30 protein-coding genes and 2 pseudogenes are annotated in these 22,783 nt (G+C 55.3%); 20 read left to right on the forward strand and 12 right to left on the reverse strand.

Going from position 1 to position 22,783, the window contains the following annotated elements; all coding sequences use genetic code 11:
- The first annotated feature begins 513 nt into the window (after positions 1–513).
- The 18 genes and pseudogenes from BACPLE_RS03545 to BACPLE_RS03630 all read left to right on the forward strand — a co-directional run bounded on the left by BACPLE_RS03545 (position 514) and on the right by BACPLE_RS03630 (position 15,227).
- The gene (locus BACPLE_RS03545) at positions 514–1,266 is read left to right on the forward strand and encodes a ParA family protein (protein WP_007559008.1); all 753 of its coding nucleotides are present in this window, start codon (positions 514–516) and stop codon (positions 1,264–1,266) included.
- A gap of 6 nt (positions 1,267–1,272) precedes the next feature.
- Positions 1,273–1,695 (forward strand): DUF3408 domain-containing protein, encoded by a 423-nt coding sequence (locus tag BACPLE_RS03550; RefSeq protein WP_004295459.1) that lies wholly within the window; start codon positions 1,273–1,275, stop codon positions 1,693–1,695.
- Between the two features lie 41 nt (positions 1,696–1,736).
- A pseudogene (locus tag BACPLE_RS03555) lies at positions 1,737–2,155 on the forward strand (DUF3408 domain-containing protein).
- Positions 2,152–2,892: a hypothetical protein gene (locus BACPLE_RS03560; protein ID WP_007559012.1), complete on the forward strand. Its 741-nt coding sequence runs from the start codon at positions 2,152–2,154 to the stop codon at positions 2,890–2,892. Before BACPLE_RS03555 ends, BACPLE_RS03560 begins: the two are co-directional and overlap by 4 nt.
- 145 nt (positions 2,893–3,037) lie before the next feature.
- Positions 3,038–3,340 (forward strand): DUF4134 domain-containing protein, encoded by a 303-nt coding sequence (locus BACPLE_RS03565; protein ID WP_004319158.1) that lies wholly within the window; start codon positions 3,038–3,040, stop codon positions 3,338–3,340.
- Between the two features lie 20 nt (positions 3,341–3,360).
- A complete protein-coding gene (locus BACPLE_RS03570) occupies positions 3,361–3,687 on the forward strand; it encodes a DUF4133 domain-containing protein (protein WP_029429442.1) in 327 nt (108 codons plus the stop codon).
- Complete coding sequence (locus BACPLE_RS03575; RefSeq protein WP_007559015.1) at positions 3,684–6,179, forward strand: TraG family conjugative transposon ATPase; 2,496 nt, start codon at positions 3,684–3,686, stop codon at positions 6,177–6,179. The genes BACPLE_RS03570 and BACPLE_RS03575 overlap by 4 nt, the downstream gene beginning before the upstream one ends.
- Before the next feature lie 14 nt (positions 6,180–6,193).
- The gene (locus BACPLE_RS03580) at positions 6,194–6,508 is read left to right on the forward strand and encodes a DUF3876 domain-containing protein (RefSeq protein ID WP_004303798.1); all 315 of its coding nucleotides are present in this window, start codon (positions 6,194–6,196) and stop codon (positions 6,506–6,508) included.
- Between the two features lie 35 nt (positions 6,509–6,543).
- On the forward strand, positions 6,544–7,164 hold the full coding sequence (locus tag BACPLE_RS03585; protein WP_004295452.1) for a DUF4141 domain-containing protein: 621 nt from the start codon (positions 6,544–6,546) through the stop codon (positions 7,162–7,164).
- A 19-nt stretch (positions 7,165–7,183) separates the two neighbouring features.
- The gene (gene traJ / locus BACPLE_RS03590) at positions 7,184–8,233 is read left to right on the forward strand and encodes a conjugative transposon protein TraJ (RefSeq protein WP_007559019.1); all 1,050 of its coding nucleotides are present in this window, start codon (positions 7,184–7,186) and stop codon (positions 8,231–8,233) included.
- A gap of 11 nt (positions 8,234–8,244) precedes the next feature.
- Positions 8,245–8,868 carry a conjugative transposon protein TraK gene (traK, locus tag BACPLE_RS03595; RefSeq protein WP_004295450.1) on the forward strand — a complete coding sequence of 208 codons (624 nt, stop codon included), beginning with the start codon at positions 8,245–8,247 and terminating at the stop codon, positions 8,866–8,868.
- Between the two features lie 4 nt (positions 8,869–8,872).
- Positions 8,873–9,172 carry a TraL conjugative transposon family protein gene (locus BACPLE_RS03600; protein WP_004295449.1) on the forward strand — a complete coding sequence of 100 codons (300 nt, stop codon included), beginning with the start codon at positions 8,873–8,875 and terminating at the stop codon, positions 9,170–9,172.
- Positions 9,147–10,427 (forward strand): conjugative transposon protein TraM, encoded by a 1,281-nt coding sequence (gene traM, locus BACPLE_RS03605; protein ID WP_007559021.1) that lies wholly within the window; start codon positions 9,147–9,149, stop codon positions 10,425–10,427. Before BACPLE_RS03600 ends, traM begins: the two co-directional genes overlap by 26 nt.
- Positions 10,428–10,499: 72 nt before the next feature.
- Positions 10,500–11,420 (forward strand): conjugative transposon protein TraN, encoded by a 921-nt coding sequence (gene traN / locus BACPLE_RS03610; RefSeq protein WP_004303795.1) that lies wholly within the window; start codon positions 10,500–10,502, stop codon positions 11,418–11,420.
- 1 nt (position 11,421) lies between these two features.
- Positions 11,422–12,006: a conjugal transfer protein TraO gene (locus BACPLE_RS03615; RefSeq protein WP_004319140.1), complete on the forward strand. Its 585-nt coding sequence runs from the start codon at positions 11,422–11,424 to the stop codon at positions 12,004–12,006.
- Between the two features lie 13 nt (positions 12,007–12,019).
- A complete protein-coding gene (locus BACPLE_RS03620) occupies positions 12,020–12,463 on the forward strand; it encodes a DUF3872 domain-containing protein (protein ID WP_004295445.1) in 444 nt (147 codons plus the stop codon).
- Positions 12,464–12,526: 63 nt separating this feature from the next.
- Positions 12,527–14,479, forward strand: a complete 1,953-nt coding sequence (locus BACPLE_RS03625; RefSeq protein ID WP_007559024.1) for a DUF4116 domain-containing protein — start codon at positions 12,527–12,529, stop codon at positions 14,477–14,479.
- Between the two features lie 361 nt (positions 14,480–14,840).
- On the forward strand, positions 14,841–15,227 hold the full coding sequence (locus BACPLE_RS03630; RefSeq protein ID WP_004295441.1) for a hypothetical protein: 387 nt from the start codon (positions 14,841–14,843) through the stop codon (positions 15,225–15,227).
- A gap of 53 nt (positions 15,228–15,280) precedes the next feature.
- Here the strand turns inward: BACPLE_RS03630 and BACPLE_RS18745 are convergent, their stop codons facing one another.
- Genes BACPLE_RS18745 through BACPLE_RS03670 form a run of 9 tightly spaced genes read right to left on the reverse strand, consistent with a single transcriptional unit; the run spans position 15,281 to position 19,688 of the window.
- A complete protein-coding gene (locus BACPLE_RS18745) occupies positions 15,281–15,484 on the reverse strand; it encodes a hypothetical protein (RefSeq protein WP_004295440.1) in 204 nt (67 codons plus the stop codon).
- A complete protein-coding gene (locus BACPLE_RS03635) occupies positions 15,468–15,647 on the reverse strand; it encodes a hypothetical protein (protein WP_004319137.1) in 180 nt (59 codons plus the stop codon). Before BACPLE_RS03635 ends, BACPLE_RS18745 begins: the two co-directional genes overlap by 17 nt.
- A 4-nt stretch (positions 15,648–15,651) precedes the next feature.
- Positions 15,652–15,918, reverse strand: a complete 267-nt coding sequence (locus BACPLE_RS03640; protein ID WP_007559026.1) for a DUF6956 domain-containing protein — start codon at positions 15,916–15,918, stop codon at positions 15,652–15,654.
- A gap of 46 nt (positions 15,919–15,964) precedes the next feature.
- Positions 15,965–16,282 carry a hypothetical protein gene (locus BACPLE_RS03645; RefSeq protein WP_008620152.1) on the reverse strand — a complete coding sequence of 106 codons (318 nt, stop codon included), beginning with the start codon at positions 16,280–16,282 and terminating at the stop codon, positions 15,965–15,967.
- A 40-nt stretch (positions 16,283–16,322) separates the two neighbouring features.
- A complete protein-coding gene (locus BACPLE_RS03650; protein WP_007559031.1) occupies positions 16,323–16,649 on the reverse strand; it encodes a hypothetical protein in 327 nt (108 codons plus the stop codon).
- Between the two features lie 40 nt (positions 16,650–16,689).
- The gene (locus BACPLE_RS03655) at positions 16,690–17,973 is read right to left on the reverse strand and encodes a PcfJ domain-containing protein (RefSeq protein ID WP_040311991.1); all 1,284 of its coding nucleotides are present in this window, start codon (positions 17,971–17,973) and stop codon (positions 16,690–16,692) included.
- Between the two features lie 2 nt (positions 17,974–17,975).
- Positions 17,976–18,386: a PcfK-like family protein gene (locus BACPLE_RS03660; RefSeq protein WP_009132163.1), complete on the reverse strand. Its 411-nt coding sequence runs from the start codon at positions 18,384–18,386 to the stop codon at positions 17,976–17,978.
- Positions 18,387–18,431: 45 nt separating this feature from the next.
- On the reverse strand, positions 18,432–19,424 hold the full coding sequence (locus BACPLE_RS03665; RefSeq protein ID WP_007559037.1) for a hypothetical protein: 993 nt from the start codon (positions 19,422–19,424) through the stop codon (positions 18,432–18,434).
- Positions 19,425–19,436: 12 nt separating this feature from the next.
- The gene (locus tag BACPLE_RS03670) at positions 19,437–19,688 is read right to left on the reverse strand and encodes a hypothetical protein (protein ID WP_004303766.1); all 252 of its coding nucleotides are present in this window, start codon (positions 19,686–19,688) and stop codon (positions 19,437–19,439) included.
- 542 nt (positions 19,689–20,230) lie between these two features.
- Here BACPLE_RS03670 and BACPLE_RS03675 point away from each other — a divergent pair.
- A complete protein-coding gene (locus BACPLE_RS03675; protein WP_004319131.1) occupies positions 20,231–20,524 on the forward strand; it encodes a helix-turn-helix domain-containing protein in 294 nt (97 codons plus the stop codon).
- A complete protein-coding gene (locus BACPLE_RS03680; RefSeq protein ID WP_004295430.1) occupies positions 20,521–20,832 on the forward strand; it encodes a helix-turn-helix domain-containing protein in 312 nt (103 codons plus the stop codon). Before BACPLE_RS03675 ends, BACPLE_RS03680 begins: the two co-directional genes overlap by 4 nt.
- A gap of 33 nt (positions 20,833–20,865) precedes the next feature.
- On the opposite strand, the gene BACPLE_RS03685 is transcribed toward BACPLE_RS03680, so the two are convergent.
- The 3 genes and pseudogenes from BACPLE_RS03685 to BACPLE_RS03690 all read right to left on the reverse strand — a co-directional run.
- Complete coding sequence (locus tag BACPLE_RS03685; RefSeq protein WP_007559043.1) at positions 20,866–21,231, reverse strand: hypothetical protein; 366 nt, start codon at positions 21,229–21,231, stop codon at positions 20,866–20,868.
- Between the two features lie 28 nt (positions 21,232–21,259).
- Positions 21,260–21,397, reverse strand: a complete 138-nt coding sequence (locus tag BACPLE_RS19255) for a hypothetical protein (RefSeq protein ID WP_156737283.1) — start codon at positions 21,395–21,397, stop codon at positions 21,260–21,262.
- A 100-nt stretch (positions 21,398–21,497) separates the two neighbouring features.
- Positions 21,498–22,783 (reverse strand): annotated as a pseudogene (locus BACPLE_RS03690) (HNH endonuclease); the annotation flags it as partial.

Here is a 22,783-nt window from a genome sequence, read left to right on the forward strand (position 1 = left end):
TACCTTCTGCCCGCTCGCGGACAGAACATTGAAAGAGCCGCCGTAAAACGGGGCAAGGACGGCTTCATTAGCGTCGGGATCGTTCACGAGGCAAAGATACCTACCTATTCAATCACTTGTGTCATAAGCGATTACGCCACTTGCGTCCACTTTGACGCCACACGCGGCCATAGCGGAAAAAGAGCATACAACCCGTGTTTTTAAGGGTTTACTTTGCACGTGAGAACGGATACGGGCAATGACACATCCCCCTGTCCGCACACGTGCGGACGGATGCAGAAAACACCGTGTGCAGAGGAAAAAGCGGGTCTTTGTCCGGATAAGCAAATGCGGTTGCGCATGAGTATAAAATCGGACACGCGCCCATGCACCGGCATACCGGCGTAACAGCCTGCCAGCGCACCAGCATATATGCGTGCCGGCATACCTGCATAAAATCTCATGCCCTCACTTGCCCGGATACGTGAAGAGATGAACGATTACCCGATTGTATAACTAAAAACGCATGGAACAATGAAAGAGAAAACGAAATTCGTGGCCTTCTCCACCCAGAAAGGCGGAGCGGGCAAAACCACCCTCACGGTGCTGGCAGCCTCTTACCTGCACTATGTAAAGGGTTTCAATGTCGCGGTCATCGACTGCGATTATCCCCAACACTCCATCGTGGAGATGCGGGAACGTGACCTGAAGCTTGCCCTCGAAGACGAACATTACAAGAGGTTAGCTTACGAACAATTCACCCGGCTTCAAAAGAAAGCCTATCCTGTCGTGGAAAGCAACACGAAAGAGGCGTTGGCCGATGCCGACTACCTCCTGCCGCAAGGTGATTTCGATTATGTGTTCTTCGACCTTCCCGGTACGATCAATAACGAGGATCTGATTCATTCCCTGGCCGGAATGGATTATCTCGTCGCCCCGATCAGTGCCGACCGGGTTGTCATGGAAAGCACCCTGAATTACGCGGTTGTGGTAAAGGAGCATATCATGGGCCGCGAGAAGTCCCGGATGAAAGGGCTGTATATGCTATGGAACATGGTGGACGGACGTGAAAAGACAGAATTATATCAGGTTTACGAGGCGGTAATGAAAGAGCTGGATCTTCCTGTCCTGAAGACCTTCTTGCCTGACACCAAGCGTTTTCGTCGTGAGCAGAACGCCAGCCGTCGCTCTGTCTTCCGCTCCACGCTCTTCCCGGCAGACCGTTCTTTGATCCGGGGCAGCAACCTGGATAAACTCGTGGATGAATTGATCGAACTGTTAAAGTAGGATCTCATGAGCGGAAAAGAACATGACGACGGTTTGGACGCTTCCTTCATCATCAGCCAGGCCAAAAGCCGAAACCGGCCATTACATCCTTACACGCCGGAAAAAGAGGAGGAGGCATCGGCTCTATCGGAACCGTCCGGCGAGGCCGCCTCCTCGTCGGCTACGAAAGAGGAGGGACGCCGCCGAAGAGGGAAAGGCCAGGATTACGAGCGTCTTTTTATCCGGAACGCCCCCTCCAATACCCGAAGCGGCAAAACGGTGTATATCCGCAAGGAGTTTCACGAGCGTATAACCCGGATAGTGCAGGTTATCGGTAAGAACGAACTCTCGCTGTATAGCTACCTGGACAATGTGCTGGAGCAGCATTTCGCGACCTATCAGGAGGAAATTTCGGAACTCTACAAGAAACGGAACTCCGATATTTTTTAGTTATGAACCCAATATTTACAACCCATTAAAAACAATCCATCATGTCAGACAAAGCAATTATTTTATCTGTTATCCTGGCGGCCGTCCTTTGCGTCGCCGTGCCCTTCATCTTCCGCGTGTGCCGCTACCGGCGCAGGATGAAAACCCTTATCGTCCCCGACGGCCCTTCGGGGAGGTCGCCGTGGGGACTGTCCCCACCCCCGAGGCCGAGTACCTGGCCCGTTACATCTGCCTGCTGCGGCTGCCTTTCGCCGGTAACAAGCACGTGAAGATACGTCCGTCGTATCACGAGCGTATCCGCGAGATCACCCGTGTCATCGGTCGTGGCGACGTGACGATCACGGCCTACGTGGACAAGGTTCTCAAGGCGCACCTGGACGATAACCGGGAAACCATCGAGCGGCTTTTCGAGGAGCGTGAGGCCGTGGCCTCCCGGCAACCCAAAGCGGAGGAGCGATGAACGGGGCGTTGTGGCTGCTGCCCCTCTTTGCCGTGGGGTATGCCTTGTGGGCGTTTTTCCGCCTGCGGCGGATGGAACGTAACGAACCGGCAGACGGGATCGTTGCCGAAGACACGCCCTGCCGGCAGGAGATCATCGGCAGGAGCCGCTTTGTCCTCGACTTGCGCCACTCCCGGCCACAAGCTGCCGTAGAATCTGAAACTGAAAAAGTTACGGAAAAAGCCGATATATTTGTGCCCACGAATGTACCCGAACACCCCCGGCAGATTCCGCCGGAAGACCTGGATGAAGTGTTCGGTGTCGCTCCCGAGGGGGAGCCTAACGAACCTCTGGAAATCGACTTTCCGCTGTACGATGAATCTTTCCCGGATGCGGACGCGGAGGAGCCGGATTATGACGAGGATGAAGACGACACCGAAGAGCTGCCCCTTTTGGGCCGCTCGCTTGCCCAGGGGGTTAGTTTTGAACAGATGGGCGAAGCCTACCGCCACGTGGTACACGATCCACCTTCAACAGACGAGCAAAGGGAGGAAACGGGACGTGTCCTCCTGGGCCTGAAACAGACCGACATGTTCGAGGTCATCGTTTCGGGCTGCCCCGACGGGAACGACAGGGTAAAATCCCTGATCGACACCTACCTCTCGGCTTTTCACCGGCGTATGTCCGAGAGGTCTGCGGAAAGCCCATCTCCGCAGGGTTCGGTTCCCACGGGTTTCGACGTCCGTGAGTTTGTTTAACCCCATAATGACATCACGATGAAAGAAAAAGACTACGGGTAGCGCGTGAGGCTATCCTCGAACCACTGAAAAAAAACGAATCAAGAAGTTTAACCCGGTGCGGGGCCTATCCATCCCCGCGCCACAATTCAAACATTATCGAGTTATGAGAAAGAACAAGATTCTTCTTCCGGCGGCATTTCTCTTTGCCGCCATCTCCTCCGCTTTCGCGCAGGGCAACGGCATCGCCGGCATTACGGAGGCTACCAACATGGTAACCAGCTACTTCGACCCCGGCACGAAACTCGTGTACGCTGTGGGGGCTGTGGTCGGCCTTATCGGGGGCATCAAGGTCTATAACAAGTTTTCGAGCGGCGACCCCGACACGTCGAAGACCGCCGCGAGCTGGTTCGGCGCGTGTATTTTCCTGATTGTCGCCGCGACGATCCTACGCTCTTTCTTCTTGTAGTCCAACCTGTCATGCAAATAATTATGGAATATGGAATCAACAAGGGAATCGGCAAGAGCGTGGAGTTCCGGGGCCTGAAGGCGCAGTACCTCTTCATCTTCGCGGGCGGCCTGCTGGCCGTCTTCGTGGTGTTCGTCATCCTCTACATGGCAGGGGTCGATCAGTGGGTATGTATCGCTTTCGGCGTTGCGGCGGCTTCGGTGCTGGTCTGGCTTACCTTCCGCCTGAACACCCGTTACGGGGAACACGGGCTGATGAAGCTGCTCGCCGCGCGCCGGCATCCCCGCTACCTGCTCAACCGCAAGTCCCTGCGCCGGTTGCTGAAAAGAAAGGGGGGCCGCGTATGAGAAACCTCTTGAAAGCCACCACGCTGGAAAGCAAGTTCCCGCTCCTGGCCGTGGAAGGCGGTTGTATCATCAGCAAGGACGCGGACATAACGGTCGTCTATCGGGTCGAACTCCCGGAGCTGTTCACCGTCACGTCCGCCGAGTACGAGGCGATCCACGCCGCCTGGTGCAAGGCCCTGAAGGTCTTGCCCGAATACAGCGTGGTACACAAGCAGGACTGGTTCATCCGCGAGCGTTACCGCCCGGCCACGGGCGAGGGGGACATGAGTTTCCTCTCCCGCAGTTACGAGCGGCATTTCAACGAGCGTCCGTTCCTGACCCACGCCTGCTTCCTCTACCTGACGAAAACGACGAGGGAGCGTATGCACATGCGTTCAGACTTCTCGACCCTCTGCCGGGGCAACATCATTCCCAAAGAGGTAAACCGGGAATCGGCGACAAAATTCCTGGAGGCGGCGGAACAGTTCGAGCGTATTCTGAACGATTCGGGTTTCTTGGCCCTTGTCCGCCTCACGGGGGACGAGATCACGGGTACGGCGGATTGTCCGGGCCTGCTGGAGCGGTACTTTTCCCTCTCGCTCTCGGAGACGACTTCTCTTCAGGACATCGAGCTGGGGGCCGAGGTTCTGCGCGTGGGCAACAAACGGGTGTGCCTGCACACGCTCTCGGACACGGAAGACCTGCCGGGGCGCGTGGGTACGGACACCCGTTACGAGCGTCTTTCCACCGACCGTTCGGACTGCCTGCTCTCGTTCGCGGCCCCCGTGGGGCTTCTGCTTTCCTGCGACCACCTTTACAACCAGTACGTGTTCCTGGAAGACAGCGACGAAAACCTGCGTATGTTCGAGAAACGTGCGCGTAACATGCAGTCCCTTTCCCGCTACTCCCGCGGGAACCAGATAAACAAGGAGTGGATCGACCAGTATCTCAACGAGGCGCACTCGTTCGGTCTTCAATCCGTCCGGGCCCATTTCAACGTGCTGGCCTGGTCGGACGACGTGCAGGAGCTCCGGCATATCCGCAATGATGTGGGCAGCCAGCTCGCTCTGATGGAGTGCCGCCCGCGCCACAACACCGTGGATGCCGCCACGCTCTACTGGGCGGGTATGCCGGGCAATGCGGGGGATTTCCCCGCCGAGGAATCGTTCTACACGTTCATCGAGCCCGCGGTCTGTTTCTTCACGGAGGAAACCAACTATAAATCCTCGTCCAGTCCTTTCGGCATCAAGCTGTGCGACCGCATAAGCGGCAGGCCCCTGCACCTGGACATCTCGGACGAACCGATGAAAAAAGGGATCATTACCAACCGGAATAAATTCGTGTTAGGCGGCTCGGGGTCAGGCAAGTCATTCTTTATGAATCATTTAGTCCGCCAATACTGGGAGCAGGGCACGCATGTCGTGCTGGTGGATACCGGTAACAGCTACCAGGGTCTTTGCGAGCTGATCCGGCGTAAGACCAAAGGTGAGGACGGCGTGTATTTTACCTATACCGAGGAACATCCCATCAGTTTCAACCCGTTCTACACCGACGACTACTATTTCGACGTGGAGAAGAAGGACAGCATCAAGACGCTGCTGCTGACACTCTGGAAAACCGAGGACGACAAGATCACGAAGACCGAGAGCGGCGAGCTGGGCAGTGCCGTGAACGCCTATATCGAGCGTATCCGCGCCGACCGGAATATCGTGCCGTGTTTTGACAGTTTCTACGAGTACCTGCGGGACGACTACCGCCGCGAGCTGGAGGAGCGGGAGATCCGGGTCAGCCGCGAGGATTTCAACATCGACAACATGCTCATCACCCTGCGGCAGTATTATAAGGGCGGACGCTACGACTTCCTTCTGAACTCCCGGGCCAACATCGACCTGCTCTCGAAGCGCTTCGTGGTCTTCGAGGTGGATTCCATCAAGGAAAACAAGGAGCTTTTTCCCGTGGTCACCATTATCATCATGGAGGCTTTCATAAACAAGATGAGACGGCTCAAGGGGGTACGCAAACAGCTCATCGTCGAGGAGGCCTGGAAGGCGCTCTCTACGGCCAATATGGCTGAATATCTGCGTTATATGTATAAAACCGTCCGCAAATACTACGGTGAGGCCATCGTTGTGACGCAGGAGGTCGAGGACATCATTTCCAGCCCGGTGGTCAAGGAGGCGATCATCAACAACTCGGACTGCAAGATCCTGCTCGACCAGCGCAAGTTCATGAACCGTTTCGACGCGATTCAGTCCTTGTTGGGACTGACCGACAAGGAGAAGGCGCAGATTCTCTCGATCAACCAGTCCAACGACCCTTCCCGTAAATACAAGGAGGTCTGGATCGGTCTGGGCGGCGTTCAGTCGGCGGTCTATGCCACGGAGGTCAGCGTCCCGGAGTACCTGGCCTACACGACCGAGGAAACGGAGAAAGTGGAGGTACAGCGGCTTGCCGGGGAGCTGGGCGGTGATATGGAACTGGCGATCAGGCAGCTCGCCGAGGGCAAACGTTAAAGGGAGGGCAGGCCATGTATCGCAAGTGTATCGGATCAGACCCCACGGCGGCGCGTTTGGACTTCGCGCTGTACGAGGTGGCGGGCGAGTGGGAAAGCCGCTCGGGTTCTCCCCGGGTTCGCATCTACCGCAACCCGGGACGCCGGGGCGGCGGTTTTTACGTGGAGGTGTCCTACAAGGACGGGACACGCTTCTCCCGTCCCGTGAGGAAGTATTGGGGAGGTATCCGTTACTTCGACCTCTACGGGTATGTCGCCCTGGCCTACGATGCGGGGCGCGAGGTGCTCCAGCTCTCCGCCTACGGGGATTATTATCGGGCGTCGGAATGACCGCCCAAGTATTCACGAATTAAATAATGAAAAGGATGAAACGATTGATTTTAACGCTGTTCGTGGGGCTTCTTTGCTTCACGTACCAGGCAAAAGCGCAGTGGACGGTCATCGACCCGTCGAACCTCGTTCAGAACATCAAGAGCGCGGTTCAAAGCTCGACCACGGCGACCAACATGGTCAAGTCGCTGCAAGAGAGTATCAAGATTTATAACCAGAGCAAGGCTTACTACGACGCCCTCAAATCGGTGCATAACATCATCAAGGATGCCCGGAAGGTGAAGCTGACGCTCGAAATGGTCAGCGAGATCACGGAAATCTACACCTCGGGATTCAACCGTATGGTTTCAGACCCGAACTTCACGGTGGACGAGCTGGCGGCGATCTCGGCGGGTTACGCCCGATTGCTGGAGGAGGGCGGTGCGCTGGTGGCGGAACTCAAGACGGTCATAACCGGCGGCAACGGCCTCTCGCTCTCGGACAAGGAGCGGATGGACGTGGTGGATCAGGTTTACACGAAGATGCTGGAGTACCGCAACCTCACGCGCTATTACACGCGCAAGACCATCTCCGTGTCCTTCATCCGCAGCCGCGAAAAGGGCGACGCGCACCGGGTGCTGGCACTTTACGGGAACCCGAACGACAGATATTGGTAACCTGAAAACGGAGGCAGTCATGGATTTCGACAATTTACACCAGGTTCTCCGGAACCTGTATCAGGAGATGATGCCGCTATGCGGCGACATGATCGGGGTGGCGAAAGGTATCGCCGGCCTGGGTGCGCTCTTTTACGTGGCTTACCGGGTATGGAAGGCACTGGCCAGCGCGGAGCCTATCGACGTGTTCCCGCTCCTGCGGCCTTTCGCCATCGGCTTGTGCGTGATGTTCTTTCCCACCGTGGTTCTGGGGACGATCAACGCCGTGATGTCGCCCGTGGTGCAGGGCACGCACGCCATACTGGAGGGGCAGACATTGGATTTGCAGGCATACCAGCAACAGAAGGACGATTTGGAAGCCGAGGCCCGCAGGCGCGAGGGCAAGGCTTGGTTAGTGGACGACGAGGTGTATGAACAACGGCTTGCGGATATGGGTATCACGGACTTGGGCGAGATTATCAGCATGTGGGCCGAACGCACGTGGTACGACATCAAGGCCGGTTTCCGGCAGCTTGTCCGGGACTTCTTCGAGTTGTTGTTCAACGCCGCGGGGCTTACCATCGACACGCTGCGGACATTCTTTTTAGTCGTGCTGTCGATTCTGGGGCCCTTGTCGTTCGCCCTCTCCATTTACGACGGCTTCCACTCGACGCTCGCGAGCTGGATTTCCCGCTATATCAGCGTGTACCTTTGGCTTCCCATCGCCGACCTGTTCTCCGCGGTGCTGGCCAAGATCCAGACGTTGATGCTCCAGGCGGACGTCCTGGCCCTGCAAGACCCCAATTACATTCCCGACAGCGGCAGCGGTGTCTATATTATCTTTTTGATTATAGGTATCATAGGCTATTTCACGATCCCCACCGTTGCCGAGTGGGTGATCCAGTCGGGCGGAGCCGGCGGGGCTATGGGCGGTATCAACAAGGCCGGGGCATTCGCCACGGGTGTCGCTGGCGGTATCGCCGGCAACATGATCGGCCGCACGTTCGGGCGTCGCGGCGGTGGCCCGGCTTCGGGCAGTGCCCCCAACGGGCGCAACCTGGCAACACAAGGTAACAATAATCATTCATAACAATTTGGACAATGGAATTCAAGTCATTAAAAAACATCGAAACAAGTTTCAGGCAGATTCGGCTTTTCGGTATCGTGTTCCTCTGCCTGTGCGCGCTGGTATCCGTGTTCAGCGTGGTCGCGAGCTTCCGTTTCGCCGAAAAGCAGCGCGAGAAGATCTACGTCCTGGACGGGGGCAAGTCGCTGATGCTGGCGCTCTCGCAGGATTTGAGCCAGAACCGCCCCGTGGAGGCGCGCGAACATATCCGGCGTTTTCACGAGTTGTTCTTCACCCTCTCGCCCGACCGTGCGGCCATCGAGAGCAACATCAACCGCGCGCTGTTCCTGGTCGATAAGAGCGCCTTCGCCTATTACCAGGACATGCAGGAGAAAGGTTACTACAACCGTGTGGTGTCGGGGAACATCAGCCAGCGTATCGAGGTGGACTCCGTGGTGTGCGACTTCAACGCCTATCCCTACCGGGCCATGACCTATGCCCGGCAAATGATTGTCCGCGAGAGCAACATCACCGAGCGTTCGCTGGTCACGCGCTGCGAGCTGATCAACTCGGGGCGTTCGGACAATAACCCGCAGGGTTTCATCATGGAGAAATTCGAGATTCTGGAGAACCGCGATTTACGTACATTAAAAAGATAAGGCTATGGCAAAGAAGAGAATAAAGGCTTTCGGGGAGTGGGTCGAAGACCACCTGCGCCGCGCTTGCGGGGCGCTCTCGCCCGATAAGCGGATTATCGTGATCCTCACGCTGCTCTTGTTCTTTTCCGTCTTGTCGCTCTACTTTACCGTGTCTTCCATCTACCGCTTCGGCAAGGGAGCCGGGGAACGGATGCAGATACGGCATATCGAGCGGCTGGAGCTGGAATTAAGACAACGGCAGGAGGCCGACAGTGTAAAACATCTAAAAGATTTCAATTATGACGACGAACGAAAAACAGAATAAACAGCCGGAGGCGGGGAAAAAGGAACTCACGCCCCGGCAGATACAGATGCGGAAGAAGATGGTGGTCTTCCCGCTCTTTTTCCTGGCCTTTGCCGGGTGCATGTGGCTGATCTTCTCCCCCGGCGAAAAAGAACGGGAGGAGCCTTCGGCGGGTTTCAACACGGAGCTGCCGACCCCGGAATCGGAGGGTATCCTCTCGGACAAGCGTGATGCCTACGTGCAGGAGGAGATGCGGCGCAGGGAGCGGGAAAAGATGCGCTCCTTGCAGGATTTCGCGTTCGGGATGGAGGACGAGGAGGAAGAGCCCGTCATGCCCGCTGCCGTGCCGGATAAGTCTTCCGGCCCTGCCGGCGGTTCGTCGGGAGCTTTCCGGACTTCCCGTGCCGCCTATGCCGACATCAACCGCCAGTTAGGCAGTTTCTACGAGGAGACCGCCGGTGAAACGGGGGAAGAGCGCGAGATGCAGGCCCGCATCGAGGAACTGGAACGCCGCCTGGAAGAACAGCAGGCGCAGAAAACGGCCCAGGAGGAGCAGGTGGCGCTGCTGGAGAAGTCCTACGAGATCGCCGCCCGCTACATGAACGGCGGTCAGGCCCCTGAAGCCCCGCGTCAGAAAGCCTCCGTTTCCGGCAAGGCTTCCGTGCAGCCCGTGCGCCAGGTGCGCCGTAACATCGTGTCGCTGCTTGCCGCCCCGCTGCCCGATTCGGTCTTCGCCCGTGAGTTCGTCAAGCCCCGGAACTGGGGTTTCAACACGGTGGGGAGCGACCTTCGCGAGCCCGAGCGCAACAGTATCCGTGCCGCCGTGCAGCAAACCGTGACGCTCACCGATGGCGGGGAGGTTACTTTCCGGCTGCTGGAACCGATGATGGCGGGAGATCTGCTCATCCCCTCGGGTACGCCCGTAACGGGGGCGGCGAGGATCAACGGTGAACGGCTGACGGTCAAGGTCAGCGCTGTCCAGCACGGCGGGGCGGTCGTTCCGGTCGATCTGTCGGTCTATGACACGAACGGCAACGAGGGTATTCCCGTGCCGGGGTCGGAAGAACTCAATGCCGTGAAGGAGATCGCCGCCAATATGGGCGCGGGCATGGGCAGCAGTATCACGATCACGGACGATGCCGGTTCGCAACTGCTCTCCGACCTGGGGCGCAGCGCCATCCAGGGCGTGTCGCAATACGTGAGCAAGAAGATGCGCTCGGTCAAGGTCACGCTCAAGGCCGGTTACAGCGTCCTGCTGCTCCCGCCCCTTCAATAAGGGTACAAACGACGTACTTCCGTACACCACTGAAAAAATCCATTTTTATCAACAATCAAAAATTTATCGAGTATGAAAAAGATTCTTCTGGCACTCGCTTTTATCGGGTGCATGTTCGCTGCCCACGCGCAGGAAAAGCCCTCCACGGGCGATTTGTACGACGGTCTTACCCGTCCGCTGACCTTCAACCGGGTTATCCCGCCCTACGCGCTGGAGGTGACGTTCAGCAAGACCGTTCATGTGATTTTCCCCTCGGCCATCCGTTACGTCGATCTGGGGTCTTCGGATCTTCTGGCGGCGAAAGCCGACGGCACGGAAAACGTGCTGCGTGTAAAGGCGGCCCTGCGTGATTTCTCGCGCGAGAGCAACCTTTCGGTCATTACCGAGGACGGGGCCTATTACAGCTTCAATGTCAAGTATGCCGACGAGCCGGTGAAACTGTCGGTCGAGATGGCGGACTTCCTGCATGACGGGGAGGCGGTAAACCGCCCCAATAACGCGCTGGACATCTATTTGCAGGAGTTGGGATGCGAATCTCCGCTGCTGGTCAAACTGATCATGCAGTCCATTTACAAGAATGACCGCCGCGAGATCAAGCATATCGGTTGCAAGCGTTTCGGGGTACAATACCTCCTCAAAGGTATCTACGTGCATAACGACCTGCTTTATTTCCACCTCCAACTGAAAAACTCCTCCAACGTGCCTTTCAACGTGGACTACCTGACGTTCAAGATTACGGACAAGAAGGTGGCCAAACGCACGGCCATCCAGGAGCAGGTCGTATGGCCCGTGCGTGCGTACAACAACGTGCAGGTCATCGGCGGCAAGCGTACCGAGCGCATGGTCTTCACGCTCCCGAAGTTCACGCTGGCCGACGACAAGCAGCTGGTCGTGGAACTGCACGAGCAGCAAGGCGGGCGACACCAGACTTTCACGGTGGAGAATGCCGACCTGGTGCGCGCACGTGTTATCAACGAGTTAAAGGTAAAGTGATATGAAACGGGCGATATTCATTCTCACGCTGGGGTTATGCCTCCTCCTTTCGGACGGGGCGCACGCCCAGCGTGCCCTGCCCGCCATGCGCGGGCTGGAAATACGGGGAGGCATGGCCGACGGCTTCTATACCCGGGACAGCCGCAGCGAAACGGGCTACTGGTTCGGGCTGGCCATGAGCCGCTACGCGAAGAATGCCGACAAGTGGGTGTTCGGCGCGGAGTTCCTGAACCGTTATTACCCCTACAAGTCGGAACGTATCCCGGTGGCGCAGTTCACGGCCGAGGGAGGTTACTATTACAAGTTCCTCGCCGACCCGTCCAGGACTTTTTTCTTCTACCTCGGCGGCTCGGCGCTGGCCGGTTACGAGAGCGTGAACCGGGGCGAGAGGCGGCTCTATGACGGCTCTACGCTCCGCCACCGCGACCGTTTCCTCTATGGCGGGGCCGTCACGCTGGAGGTCGATGCGTACCTGACCGACAGGATTATCCTCTCGCTGACGGGGCGTGAGCGTATCCTATGGGGCACTACAACGGGACATTTCCACGCGCAGTTCGGCCTGGGCGTGAAATTCATAATCCATTAAACTTGCAAGCGACATGAAAAAGATGAAAAAGATATTGGCCCTGGCGGTCTGGATCGCCGCCCTGGGTCTTTTATGCGCATCCTGCGACAACGGGCTGGATATACAGCAGGCGTACACGTTCTCTCTGGAAACGATGCCCGTTCAGAAGCGAATCTCCGTTGGTGAAACCGCTGAAATCCGCTGCACGCTCGTGCGGGAGGGGAGATATGACGGCGCGCGTTACACGATCCGCTATTTCCAGCCCGACGGGCGCGGTGAGTTGAGGATGGACGACGGTACGGTGTTCCTGCCCAACGACCGCTATCCGCTCGACCGTGAGGTGTTCCGCCTCTATTACACATCGCGCAGCGATGACCAGCAGACCATCGACGTCTATGTCGAGGACAACACGGGTCAGGTCGTGAAGACCTCCTTCACGTTCCAGAGCGAGAACGGGACGGAGGAAACGGAACGATAACGTAATATGTCTAACCAAGAGAAGCGCCCGTCACCCGGGCGCTTTCCATAAATACTGAAAACCATGACAGAGCAAGAGAGAATAGATATAGCCTATCTCGATACGGGGGTGTACGAGAACCCGTGGCGCGAGAACCTTTTCGAGACGCTGCCCGAGGATCGGAAAACGGCGGAAGTCTGCCGTTTCGCCATCAAGAAATCGGCTTTCAACATCGAGTTCGTTCCCGAAGCGATGAAAACGCCGGAACTTTGTCTTGCCGCGGCCGGCCACCGGGGCGAAACACTGAAATTCGTCCCTGACCGTCTGAAGACACCGAAAATGTGCCGTGCCGCCGTCGATAGCAACAGCTACGCGCTGTATTACGTTCCGGAGGGGTTGAAGACCCCCGAACTGTGCATGACGGCCGTGAAGCGCAACGGTCTGGTGCTGGAGGCCGTCCCCGGGGAATTGAGGACGCCGCAAATATGCCGTGCGGCGTTGAAAGCGGTGGACAGTGCCGATTACAAGATACTCCCTTACATTCCGTATCCCGATATATGCCTGGAAGGGCTGAAAAAATTCGGGATGTCGTTCGTGGACAAGTTCGAGATTTTCGCCTCCATTGCCCCGGAGGTCATGACCGGGGAACTGGCCCTTCACGGCGTGGGGATGGACGCGTCCTGCCTTTCGCTCGTGCCGGTGGAACTGCGCACGGAGGCAGTCTGCCTGCGTGCCGTCAGCGGGGACGGCATCCTGCTCCATGAAGTGCCGGAGGAATTACGCACGGAACGGGTCTGCGAGGCCGCCGTGTCCTCGAACTACCTGGCACTGGAGTACGTTCCGAAACATCTGAAAACCGACCGTCTGTGCGGGATGGCGCTGGAGCGCGATCCCCTGGCCATCCGCTTTTTCAACCCCGAACAGCTCACGCCGGAGGTCTGCAACCGGGCGTTGGCCCGTACCGACGACCTGCGTGTCCTCCGCTATATCCCCTTCGAGGAGATACACCTGAAAGTGTTGGGGTTCTATTGCACGAATTACGATAAGACCTTCGATTTTTTGGAGAACATGAACCCCTGGTTCCTCACGCCGAGGGTGGCCCGGGAAATTTTCGCCCTGGAGCCGGAGCTGTTCTACAACCTTCCCGACCACGCCAAGAACGAGGAGATGTGCCGCCGGGCCGTCTGGCACGACGGGAGCTACCTGCAATATGTCCCCGAGAAGTGGAAAACGCCGGAGTTGTGCATGGAGGCCATACGGCGCAGTCCCTATGCCATCGCCCACCTGCCCGAGAGCATGAAAAGCCCGGATCTATACATGAGCCTGGTGCGGGAGAACCCGCAAAACCTGAAAGGCGTCCCCCGCGAAGCCCGGACGCCGGAGATGAGCCGGGAGGCTTTCGAGCGTACCTACGGGAAGGACAAAACCGATTTCTCGGTTATCAGCGCGTTGAGCGACCCCGCCCTGGTCTTGCAGGTGTTCCGCGAGCAGGACGACCCGCAGCAGATACACCGGTTGATGAGTGTCCTGCACCTGAACCGCCGGCTTGTAACGGAGGAGGTGGCGTTGGAGGCCGTTCGCAAGGATGCGGGGGTGCTGTACGACATTCCCCAGAGGGCCATCACGCCGCTCGTGGCCGATACGGCCGTGCGGGGCGACCCGAGGATGATCCAGTGGGTTCCGAGGGAGCTTCGCACGGCGGATCTGTGCCTCTATGCCGAGGCCGCCCATCCCGAGTTGCGGGTTTACGTTCCCGACGAAATAGCAAAGGGACGTAATATCTACTCGTTCCACCGTCAGGTGGACGCGAAATTGCGGCAGCCGCTCGAATACGAACAATACAAGACCCTCTACTCGGGCGGCGCGGTGCGTGTGAACAACGTGTGGACGTCGGTTGCGGGTGAGATTGACTGCTGCGAGGTGCGTTACGACCGTAAGACGGAGAAACTCAAACTGCGGATCGTCGAACCGCCCAGGGAGAAGAAGGCGCAGCCGAAGGTCGCGCCCCGCAAACCCGCCCGGGGGCCGAAATTGTAGGACGGCGGGTAGTTCTTTGGCAGGAAGGTTGTTAAAAATCGCACGTGTTGTCGCCGATACCCGAATGAAATCGTTATATTTGCAATCGAATCCTCCGGCGGCGTGCCGCCGGGCGATTTACATACGGAAGGAACACATTATGGTGGGGCATTGAAAACAGCCAAATTTTAATCCGCTCGCAAAATAATGGGTAGTTCTCTTCTTCATCGTCGTGTCTATATGCGTCAAGCGTATGCGATAGCGGCGTGGGGAGAAATTATCTATCGAGTGGATGGGTGCTTGGCTGTACCTCAATGCCGGTATTTAACGTATTCTCACGCCTTTTTCGTATGGTATTTGTCTGAACCTAAAGAAAAGCGATATGGAAACGAAATCGACAAATGAGGTAAAGGGTGATTACGACCGGGTATCGGCGAGTGAATGCCTGGGGTCGCTAATCGAGTTGCACGGGATTGTCATGGAAGACGATCTGTTCGTCATTCCCGATGCGGATGGCACGGCAGTATTATACAATGACGGGAAGATACGTTTTGACGAGATCGCCGACATCGAGGTCGGCTCGGTGTTCGTGGGCATCCTGCTCCGCAACGGCTATCTGTTCTACCTTTCCCGTACCGAACCGCTCAAGACGTGCATATACACGCATGGCGGGTGGGGTTCAATCTCTGAAATTTCTCCCCGTGGCATTGCCGGACATATCGGGCGTGAACTGCACGGGAAGCTGGGCGACCATACGGCGGTCGATTGACGGGAAACAAAAAAATCGGACGGTTGTCGTCCGATTTTTTTCGCGTCGTATTTTCACGGCCGTTGCCTGCCGTGTTCCCGTTTCCGCCTTTGCAGGGCGAGCAGTTGCCGCAACATGTAGGCATGGTTTTCCCCCACGGTATGCCCCGAGGGCATCAGGTAGGGACTTGCGAGGCACTCCCGGCATTGGCGTACCGCCTCTTTTAAGTCGGTAACGGTTATTTCCGCTCCCGTGATGTCTTTAATCTTTGTTTCCATTCTTTTCTTGTTTTTTGGGTTCGTACCAACTGTCCCGGTAATTTTCTCCCACGAGCGAGAAAATTCCGCTCATGCCGCTTTCAGCGGCGAAATTTTTGGCTTCCCATATACCGGAAAACTCTCCCAGCAGCCGGTAGCCGATGAATAATTTGTACTTGCGCATGATTTTATCGTTTTTCCAGGTTGATAATCGGTGTGTTCTTTTGCAGCCATTCCTTTATGCTGTCCATGTTGTATTCGGATGTGATAACCGCCGTTCGGTCGTCGATTTCGGTGAAGCGCGTAGTTTCATACCCGTCGATCCACTGCTTCAGCGTGGCAACGCCCCACACCTGCGGGTCGTCGAACATGGTGTCGAGCCGCCCGATACCCTCGCCGAAGGTTACGAGCAGCGTTTCATAGGAGATTTCCTTGTTTACTTCATTCGTTTTCATATTCTCGCTTTTTACGGGCGGCTTTTGCCGCCCCGAAATTTTTTAATCAGACAAGTTCCACTTTAACCCTGCTCATGTTCGCCCAGAACACGCCGTTGCAGTAGTAGGCGTAGCCGTTATGCCAGTTGCTCCTGCGGCGTATCACGTCCTGCTCGGGTGGTCGTATCTCGATACTCGTGGTGTAGATGTTGTGTCCCACGGTAATGACGAGGTTGCACCTTCTCCATATCTCGGAATGGGTTTTGAACCCGTTTTTCCCCTCGACGAGTGCAAGGGCCGTCTTGACTGCTTCCCGAACTTCCCAATCCCACTCCCCGAAGGGTTTGAGCGGGCGTGCCATGTAGCTTTTATAGATGATTTTCATTGTTATGTTTTTTTGTAGGGCGGCTTTCGCCGCCCCGATTTTATAATTCGACAATCCTTTCCACTCTGCCGTACAACATGGAGCGTATGCTCGTCTTGTCCACGCCCTTATATTCCGTGTAATGCCCGTACTGCTTTACCACGAATGTTTTCAGTACATCGACAAAGTTGAAACGATACCCTAAAAGCAGAATGGAGTCCTTGAAATAGGTGTTATGGTTTACCTCACGGGTAATCCAGTCTTTCTCCTCACGGGTGAGCGTTCCCCCATCATTGAGCCGTTTGCGTAATATGTACGCTTTTGAGCCTGCAAGGCTTTCGAGTGCGGGAACGTCCCACGACACGAATTTATATGCTATTTGGTTCATTCTATTTTGTTTTTGCGGGCGGCTTTCGCCGCCCCGATTTTTATGCTGTCATTCGTTTCCGTATAAGGGACATGTTCCCCTTCATCAGTTTCAGTATTTGCCCGTGGTATGGGGTATTCTTGTTACACACGCCACGGCTCTGCACGACCTCCATGCGTTTTAGGGACACCTCTATCGTTTCGATACGTTTGCCGTCGATTGTGGCCGAGAGTATGAGCGAGTCGGCTTTCAGATAGTATTCGTTGGTAAACACGCAATGGTGCATGGCCTCGCCCTCCTGCCGTATGGCTTCAACGCTGTCCAATACCTTGATGCAGATTTCCCCGTCGGAAAACTCCACTCCGAAAAACCGTCCTTTGGCTTTGACAAACGAGGCTTCCTGTTCCAACGCCTTGCGCCGTTCCTCCTGCCGCCGTTCCATTTGCATGTGCCGCCGTTTTTTAGCCATGTAGAGGTCATGCGCTGCGGGCAGGTCTGCGGGACACACGAAATGGGCGTTATGCAGGTCTTTCCCGAAAAATCGCAGCAGGTCGATGTAGTCGCACCATTCCGTCGGTTTCCCGATAGCGTACCCGTTACGGATGGCGATACGGATGGCCGGCCAATAGTCGGCGATATTGCGGGAGGAACGGGCGAAAAATCGCACGAGTGCCGTTTGTCCCGCTTTAAGCAGCGTTTCGGCCTTGTTCTCCGAGAGCAGCAGGTGGATAAGGTCGAAAGGGGTTACATCGGGGAGTTGTTTGCCGTAACCGCTTCGGCGCAGTTCGGGGATAAGCCGTTGCCGGGGATAGATGCGTGTGGGCGTGATGTTGTATTTCCCGTCGTTCTCCGCCCGCAGTTCCAATGCGCTCGACCAACTCCACCCGTGAACGAAGAAGCCCATCGGGCGCAGCCGTGCGAAGGTTGCGGAGCGTCCGTCGGGGGCAATCCACCGCTGTACGGCTTCGATATGGGTGTAAACGGGTGTCTGTCCCACTTTCGCCCAACACTCGATATAGACGAAGCGCAGGACTTGAAAACCCTTGCAGCGGGTTACGATGCACAAATACTCGTAATCGTTGAACTTGCGGCGCAGGGTGGTTTCCACTTTCAGCGTGGTGTGGCAGTGCGGACACTCGCACCCTAACAGATTGTCCGTGAGTTCTCCGTTTTCGCTCTGCCACGTGTGGCCGCACTCGGTGCAGGTGATAAGTCCTTTCGGCGTGCGGCGTCCGATATGCTCGATGCAGTTCTTGTACCCCCATTCGATTTGTGCGGGGGTAAGCGGCGGCAGGTGTTTGCTTGCCGCCACAACGCTCTGTTGGAATTTTGTTCTCGGTTTCATAACTAAAATAGACTGGGCATTAGTTTGTTATCTTCGATTTTCTTGGGTTTGGACTTGGCTTTCGCCAACTTGGCGTAGGCTTCGCTCTCGGCCTTCCGTATGGCGTTCCGCCGTGCCTCGGCTTTTTCCTCCTCGGTCAGTTCAACGGTGTGATTGACCACTACCTTGCAACTGACGGGTTTGCCGATGTCGATGTCCTCCTCGTCGTAATAGTGGAGTGCCATAGAGTATATTTCCTCGTCGGCAAACCCGTTGCAACCGCTCTGCCGTACTTGGTTGATGATGAAAGTGCAGCAATCGTCAATGTTCTTTTTCGGGTTGGCGTATCGGGGTGCGAAAAGTTCGTCCTCCCGTGCCCGTGCGTCGAGATAGTTCTGTATCGTCAGTTTGAAATAATCTGTTCCTTGTGCCATGATTTTTTGGTATTGTGGGGCGGCGAGCCGCCCCGTGTTCAACATTTATTCGTCCTTTCCGAGAAGCCGCCGCACCTCGTCCTCTTTGGTCTTTTGGAAAATCCATCCCGCTCTCTTCTGCCCGTCATGCGTCAGCCGTGCGTTGAAGCGTCCCCCGAGTGCGTGAAGGGCGTCCTTGACGGGCTTGGTGTCCCCGAATACGGCTATCGCCTTCTCGGAATAGTCCACGATGATAAACCCGCCTTGCACGCTCGTTTCAGTGCGTTCCGCCCGTTTTTCGTCTTTCGGCTCGGGCAGACATATATTCTCCTCGTTTCCTGCGATATATGCCAGCCTGTCGATGTACCCTTCACGTGTGTAGTGGGTCAGTTTGCAGACACTCCACCCGTATTTCGGACTTTTGCCGAGCGTGAAAACGGGATAGCGGTGTTCGTTCTTGGGGTCGTATTCGGAGAGGTGCGCCGTTTGCGGGAAATTGGCCGCCGCCTTTCTCAACTCCCCGAAGCCGTTGCGGGAGGTGGCCGAAAAGCCGAGAATGACGGTACGCACGCTTCGGGTGGTCGAACACTCGTAAGAGGGGTCAGTGTATTCCGTTTCGTTGAGTTCGGCGATGATTACGCCCTGCACCCCTTCGGGCATGATGCGGCGTAACCTCTGCGCTCCTATTTCCGCTATGCGGTCATGCTCGGCTTTCTCTTTGGCGGCGGCGATGGCCTGCGCCGTGGCTTGCTCTTCCGCCTGCCCCACGAGCAAAGCCACCTCGAAAGCGTCCATGAACTCGGGGTTCACGTCGTCGTAGTACCTGCCGATACCGAATGTTTGCGAGAGGGGTCGCAGAATGTCCGTTTGGCTGATTTCCTTTGTTTCGGTATCGACCATGTGGTACACGTAGCCACGGGCGGTGTGTTCCACCTTGTAAACGACGTAACGCTTTCTGCTCGCACCCGCACCGATACCGATGATTACCTGGTTTTCCTTGACTACCTGCACCCGTGTGTCCGTGGTAGTCGCTCCGAATAATGAAATGTACTTTGTCATACCTGTAATAATTTAGAAGATGTGAGTGAATAGGAAATAGAAAAAGCCGGTTAGAGCCACGAGAGAAACAAGGCAGGAGAAAATGCCCCGCAGGATGTCATAACAGAACGTGAAGCCCAAAACGACCCAAATAAAGTCGATACCCCACACGTGGAAGCCCAAAGCCACCGCCCCGACCTTTACCGCCAACCCGACCTTTGCCTTTATGCCAAGTGGAAGGTTGGAGGATTTCTGTTTCCATTTATTTTTCTCTTCGTTTCTCATAACCTTTGACTTTTTTTTTATGCCGTAGCGGAGCCGGTATGGATGGAATCTGTTTCGGTAGCATCAAAAGGTGTCGGGGATAGCTGCTGCAAGATTTTGTCGGAAAATACGCTCGCCCGCAGGGAAAGAGGAAGATTTTGCGGCAAACCGCCCCGCGGCCCGATCTTGCAGCAGCGTGAGCCCCGTAACTACCTTTGCTACTGACAACAGATTTCCATACCGCGCTCCGCGGCATGAAAAAAAGAGAGGAAAAGGTTATGGGAGAGAAACGGGGAGAAAACGATATGCCGTGAACGCTCGCGAAAGTCGGTTCACGGCTCACCCTGCATGGAATGATAAATCGCCCGCGAACATTTCCTTTCACGGGCGATTGGCGTATCGGAGCGTGCCGATCCCGTATCGGCGGAGGATCGTTTCCGCCGGACGTGGCGCCACTCGCTGCCACTTTGAAGACGGATACGTCCATATGCCACTGGCTGATAACAAGATACTGTTCATTTGTGTACTTTTGGGCATCCGGGAAACAAAAAATGAAACAGAACATGGAAATAATAAGTATGGACGTGAAGGCTTTCGACGCGCTGGCAGGGCACGTGGAAGCCATTGAAAGAAAAGCCGAGGCGTTATGCCGCAGGCAGGAGGACGTGAGTTTGAAAAAATGGCTGGACAACCAGGATGTCTGTGACGTGCTGGGGATATCGAAACGTACCCTGCAAACCTACCGGGAGAAAGGGTTGCTGCCTTTCAGCCGCATCCGTCACAAAATCTTCTACAAACCGGAAGATGTCGGGAAACTGCTGCAATCGTCGCACTATCCTAATACCGCCGCGTTATGAGCCATTATTTCATCGACAAGCACGATCCGCGTGTGGCGGATCTCTTCCGGCGTTTGGAAAAGGCCGGCAAGGCACTGGATAAACTGGAATCCTCCGGAGGCCGGACACTCAAGGGAGAGCGGTTCGTCACCGACGAGGAATTGTCCCGGCTGCTGAAAATCAGCAGGCGTACATTGCAGGAATACCGCACGGCGCGGATCATTCCCTATTATTTGATTCAGGGCAAGGTACTATACATGGAATCCGAGATACAGAAATTTCTGGAAGATTCCCGGAAGAAATGTATCGGGGGACAGGAATGGGTATAAAAGAAGAACGGCCATCACGGCCGTTCTTCTTTTTCAGTTCAATATCGTGTTCATGCCGGGGAGCTGCCAGACGACGGCGGTCGTCGTGGCCCTTCGGACAAGCCACCGTCGGAAGGCTTCGGCATTCCCGGATTTTAAGCGGAAAGCCAGCGCGGCGATCATTTCGAGCGAATACAGCTCGACAATACCGCCGTCACGGTTGCGCTCCCGGCGGTAAACCCGCTCCTCACGGAGTATGCCGCTTTTGAGTATGGAGCGGATGTTGCTCCCCACGGCAGGAACGAAGACTCCGAACAGGTCGGCAATCTGGTGGCGCGTGAGCCATACACGGTTCTCCGGCGTGTGGATTTCCACCCGCCCGTTTTCAATGCTGATAGGTTCTCTTGTCGTCATAGTCATACAAATTTATCAATTTTTGTTATACTGTTCAACCGTTTACCGTTATAATATCTGCCGTTTCCGGTTCGTCCTCCTCGTAGAGATTTATTTTCCGGCCTTTGGTCTGTTCTTTCAGACGTTTCATGTCCTCGTCCACCTTGCGGTCGGTCACTTGTAGGCTCGGCAAACAACGCCTTTCCGCTTTACAGCGGTAGGTTTTCGTTTGCCTGCCCCCGAACCGTACTTACACGTCTCCATGTATACGGCTCTCCATCTGTAACATCATCTTACTTGACACATCTCTGGATTTTTGCGTTACACTCCGCACATACAACCAAAGTCTTTCTGTGCATGTAGAGCATTTTGCGTTCCCAGTCATTTTTACCTTTTAACTCTTTGAGTGTGCGGACATGGTGCATTACCACTTCTCCGTGCTTGCCACATAGTTCGCACGTTTTTGTTGTAAGCCTTTCTATCAGACTCAACGATGGCGTTTTGAACATGTACGGCAGATTGTCACTTGGGGCTGTTTCACAATCCGTTTTGCGGGCATATCCCTCATTATAGAATACCCTGTACTTGGTTTCTCCTCCCTTGTTTACAAAAGGCACTGCAAAGAGATTGTCCTTGCGGTATCTTTCAATGACTTTTCTCACTGACATATTCAGCTTTTGAGCAAGAGTTTTGTACATGGAGAACTTCATAATACAGCCGAAAGAGCGTCCCAAAGCCGATGCATTGTTTGCTATTGAGTAATAGTTGTAGAACCCTCGTATTTCGGTATTAAACTGAGATACAATCTCGTGCGCTTCATTGTCAATCATATAAGTCCTGCCTTTTGACACCCATGTTTCCTTGCCGTGTTTGGTGACAACTTTCATGGCTTCGAGGCTGAGCAGCTTGTTCTTGATTACTTCTCTTGAAACGTGTAGTATCACATTCCCGTTGAAGTATCTGCGCACTGTTCCGTTACTGTTTCTCTTTGTGGCATAGTCTTTACGGACATATATTTCGTAACCCAAAAATTTTGCGCTGTCTTGTGCATTTGTAATCAAAGTCTTTTCCTGTGACATCTCCAGCCTTAACTTTTCCTGCATAAACTTAGTGATGTCAGCTTTGATTGTCTCACATTCGTTTTTCGTTCCGATAACTCCGATAAGGAAATCATCGGCATAGCGCACGTATTTCAACCTGCGAAAGTTTACATCCATATCATTGCCACTTGGCATTGTAAGTATCAGCTTCTGCTTTTCGTGCAGTTCTTCTACCATCCTTGTTCTTACGTTTACATCCTCTACTTCATTTATCCTACGTTTTAGGTAGTGTACTCTGCTGTTGAGTTTGCAAATATCCTTGTTGCGGCTTCTTGCTGTCCCTTTATTGAATTTGTTGGCATATTCATCCATGTACTTATCGAACTTGTCTAGGTATATGTTTGCCAAATAGGGCTTATGATACCACCTTGCGGTGTCCCTGAATAAGTCTTGTTGAATTGCCACTCTTCCATGTACCCTGCATTGAAGAATTTCCGTATCAGACGAAGAAATCTGTCGTCTGCTATCTGCCTTTCATA

It is taken from the genome of Phocaeicola plebeius DSM 17135 (assembly GCF_000187895.1).
GTDB lineage: Bacteria > Bacteroidota > Bacteroidia > Bacteroidales > Bacteroidaceae > Phocaeicola > Phocaeicola plebeius.